At 36.8% G+C, this 4056-nt stretch carries 6 protein-coding genes; 1 reads left to right on the top strand and 5 read right to left on the bottom strand.

Annotated elements, in window-relative coordinates:
- From M901_RS10020 to sppA, 4 genes are all read right to left on the bottom strand, one after another.
- Positions 1-437, bottom strand: a 437-nt coding sequence (locus M901_RS10020; RefSeq protein ID WP_021278082.1) for a hypothetical protein, incomplete at its 3' end; no start/stop codon positions are given.
- Complete coding sequence (locus tag M901_RS10015; RefSeq protein ID WP_157679947.1) at positions 434-820, bottom strand: hypothetical protein; 387 nt, start codon at positions 818-820, stop codon at positions 434-436. The genes M901_RS10020 and M901_RS10015, both read right to left, overlap by 4 nt.
- 13 nt (positions 821-833) lie before the next feature.
- A complete protein-coding gene (locus tag M901_RS10010) occupies positions 834-2063 on the bottom strand; it encodes a hypothetical protein (RefSeq protein ID WP_021278086.1) in 1230 nt (409 codons plus the stop codon).
- 1 nt (position 2064) lies between these two features.
- Positions 2065-3018 (bottom strand): signal peptide peptidase SppA, encoded by a 954-nt coding sequence (sppA, locus tag M901_RS10005; protein WP_021278081.1) that lies wholly within the window; start codon positions 3016-3018, stop codon positions 2065-2067.
- 147 nt (positions 3019-3165) lie between these two features.
- On the opposite strand from sppA, the gene M901_RS17535 reads away from it, so the two are divergent.
- The gene (locus M901_RS17535) at positions 3166-3339 is read left to right on the top strand and encodes a hypothetical protein (protein ID WP_021278084.1); all 174 of its coding nucleotides are present in this window, start codon (positions 3166-3168) and stop codon (positions 3337-3339) included.
- Between the two features lie 292 nt (positions 3340-3631).
- Here M901_RS17535 and M901_RS10000 read toward each other — a convergent pair.
- Positions 3632-4056, bottom strand: a 425-nt coding sequence (locus M901_RS10000; RefSeq protein ID WP_034721696.1) for a hypothetical protein, incomplete at its 5' end; no start/stop codon positions are given.

Raw genomic sequence — 4056 nt, 5'->3', positions numbered from 1 at the left:
TGATCCTTCCCTAGCGGAAGGCCAAAATGAGTCACATTCGAAGAGTTCACATAGAGAATTTTATACTTCACTCCATACTCACCCATATCTTTCAAGAAACTTCTAAAATACTCATTTAATCCATAGTCAGGTTTATGAAAGTCCCACTTTAGAATCACTTGATTCTTAACAAGCCAATATTGCGCCATAATATTCCAGAAATCTTTTTCTGCGGGTAAATTATAGAGCTGCTTAGTTTTATCTTTTTTCTGCTTCTTCTGCTTAGCGTATGTAACTTTCTTCTTTTGAACTGTCTTCTCAAGACCATCCTTCTTAAGGATTTTCTTAATATTATTAAAGTCTACAAAGTCATTTTGCACAGGAAGGTCTTGGCTTTGAGCCTGAGCAAATTGCGAGAACTGAGTGAAAAGAAGAGAAGCGATGATTAGCTTTTTCATGGCATAACCTCCCCTTCCAGGAAAAGATCTTGTAGTCTTCCCCAGTGGTGCATTTCAGAGATCCCAAGATTCATAAAATCAAAATATTTGCGATACTCATCTTGCCAACAATCTTTAGGGCGTGATTTAGAGAGGTGATTCGTCAAAATGAACCCTTCATAACTTGCGTAGATAACTTTAGTAAAGCCTCTATCATCACCACTTGCAACTTTAAAAGGTTGTCCACACTCAAATGTAGAAACAACTCTTGAAAAGCGAGAAGCATTCTGATGAATTTGTCCGTAGATTTTATTCAAATAGCGCACAGGCATATGCTTGCTTTTCTTAGCATAAGAACTTGATCCAAGCATGGCCAGTATTGAAAATAGAAATATAAGTTTCATCTTTCTTAACACTTTAAACCTTCCAACGGAATTGAATCGTCTCCCACTCATGACACTGAGGACATCTCCAGAAAATATCATCTGAGTTATACCCACACTCCTTACAGTAGTGCTTAGTCAATGTTTGGTGCATATTGTTTAACATCTGCTTCGTCTGGGCCACGGCCTCATCATTCATTTTCATTTCGATAAGAATTTTTATATATTCTGACTTTAGAACTTCAGATTGATGCCCATCATTTTCAATCCAAGTCTTTAACAACTCATAGGCCTTTTCAAAGTCTTGTTTTCTCTTAAGGAGGCGAACTTTCGTAAGAACAACAGACTCAGACTTTGTTAAGTCATCATCATTTAATCCCAGAAAGTACTCTGTTAGAATTTTTAATCTTTGGAAGTACATTTCTTTTACATTCTCATCACCTTTGAAACCCTCTTCTAGTGACTCAAAAGCAAATGATGCATACATAGGCTGTTCTTTAAGTAGTTCAAGCAAGTAGAACTTGGCCTCGTCAACATTTCCTTCACTAAGGAGAACTCTAATCTTTAAGATCTTTGCCGAAACACTTGGTGCGAATCTAAATGCATCTTCAAGATCTTCTTCACACTTTCCAATTTGACCATTTTCAAATTGTCCCTTTGCCTTTTGAACAAGAATATGTGAAATCGTTTCAGATTGATTTTCATGTCCAACTTTAGAGAGCATAATTCTATAGTTATAGGCTGAATCCCAATCGCCAATATCTTCATAGATACGACATAGGGCCGTAATAACTTGGAATTGGTCTCTATTGATTTTAAGAACGTCTTTATATGTTTCAATGGCCTTATCAACAAAGCCACCCTTATCAAAGTCTATGGCCAATTCAGTGAGGGCACGTAATCTATGAGACTCTGAAATATTCTCTCTTGCAATGAGACTTCTATGAATAGAAATGGCCTTTTCAATTTCTCCATTACTTCTAAAGAGTCCACCTAATGCAAAATATGTTTCAATTGTTTCACGGTTAATATCAACCGCACTAAGAAATTCTTTAATGGCCAAATCGCGATTACCGCTAATGAGGTACTGAGTCGCATTTAGGAATACTTTCGACTGCGCTTCGTAAATCGAATTACGATATCTCTTCGAAAGCTTAGCTCCAGTGTCTTTCTCAATGAGGTAGTGATACCCAAGAATGACAGTGAAAACAACTGCAACGACAGTTAGTAAATTATTTTGTAACCATTGAAGATATATTTCCATATTACTTATACATCATGATCGGAGTATTCGAACTCTTAACCATATCCTTTATAAATGTTGAGGCCTCTTCTAAATCACCAATAGCTTCAAGGAAATTGAATTTCTTCTTTTTCTTGATGTAGAGTAGCTCTGGTTTTTCACCTTCAAGTTTTAACTCTTTGTGAATCCCTCTAGCACAGGCCCATAGTCCACCCATCTCATCAACGAGCCCAATTTTCATCGCATCTTCACCTGAGAAGATTTGTCCTTGAGCATGCTCAGTGATATCGCCTTTAATTTTGTCTTTTCTAGTCTTATTAATATCTGAGATAAATTGCTTATGAACACCTTGAATCATTTTATCCATGATCCCCTTCTCCTCTGCTGTTAGAGGTCGAGTTGGCTGTCCAATATCTTTATAACGTCCGGCTTTAATCGTTTGTGGGTTTAATTTAGCAAAGTCATAGAGTTTTGAAAGATCCATGAATTGCATGATAACCCCAATAGATCCTGTGATTGTTCCCGGTAGTGCACAAATCTTTCTAGTCGCTGCACCAAGATAGTATCCACCACTTGCGGCCATCGAAGAGAAAGAAGCGTAAACTGGTTTACTCTCTTTACCTTTAGATTTTGTATAGGCCTCATCAATTCTTCTAATTTCATCATAGATTTCTTGCGTTGGAGCAACACCACCACCAGGAGAATTAATTCTCATAACAATGGCCTTAACATTATCCATTTCTTCTGCTTTTAATAAGTGTTCAATGATAAGTTTAGACTTAAGGATGACACCTTCAACTTCAATAATTGCAATCTTATCTTTAGACGAGGAAGCACCAAAGCTTACACCGCTCTTATCAGCGCCCTTCATAACTTTTACTGTATAGACAGAAAATAGAACAAGTACGACGAAAAAGACACCAACCATGGCCATAAGACCTAGGACGGCCTTATTTTTAGACTTTTCTCCAGACAAAGCATCCTCCCTGAGCTTTAGATATATACTCCTCTATCTTCCCAAAAACATTGGAATCCGACAACTTTTTCTCGTAATTTTACGCTATTAGCTAAGGATATCACCAACTGTCGCCGATAATAGATATGACATACGTGGAGAAAAGCAATGAAAACAATTATTTGCATTCTAACAATTTTTAGCTCAACAGTTTTTGCTCAGTCATATCAAGCACCAAAAGTTCAAAAGCTTCACTGGGAAAAGACCAAGCAAAACACTCAACAAAATGAGCAATGGATTTCGGACTACCAACTAAAAGAGACAGTCTCAAATTTCACCTGATGAAAACCTTGAAAGAAAACCATCATCTGGTGACGAATCTAAGAAACCAAAATTCTGGGACTTCCAAGTCGTTAAGTAACCACTCGCGGCCAAAAGTGTCCCAAAGGACAGTTTTGACGAGAGGGGTATCACACTGAGGGAGACATCCTCTGTCTCCCGAGAAAAGAGCACATAAACACCAAGTCTAGAAAGCGGAGCGACCTCGCTCGAGGATTTCGCCAAAAATTCAAAAAAATACTCTTAACAAAGACTAGCTTTTTATAAGTCTTTACCAAAAATTAAATGAATCTCTTTAAAAGCCCTCACATATTCTAGTTCCAACTATCCCCATGTCTTTTTTTATACTTAAAGAATAGTTCTTTCTTCTAACAACACTCTTTAAGTTCACGCTATCCCATTTTCGTAACTTGCAGTCATCTTGAATGTTATCATCTGTAAAGTCCATTTCTAGTGCTTCGAGCTTAGAATATTTTGAAGGCAAAACAAATGGTTCCTTCTTAGGGTAATACCTGAAGGCTGGATTTGACTCACTTTTCAAACAAGCAACATGAGCAATATTTATATGGTTCCTATTAAAGTAAATTATATACTGACCATCTTTATCCAACATATGTCCAGAATTATTAAATCCTTCAGAGTAGACTAATATACATTTTTCTGTAATATCTCGTCCATTAAACTTAACTTTGGCTTTACCAAATGCGATATATTTATAAT

This window comes from Bacteriovorax sp. DB6_IX, from assembly GCF_000447775.1.
GTDB lineage: Bacteria > Bdellovibrionota > Bacteriovoracia > Bacteriovoracales > Bacteriovoracaceae > Halobacteriovorax_A.
This window is presented reverse-complemented; position numbering and strand designations above follow the sequence as displayed.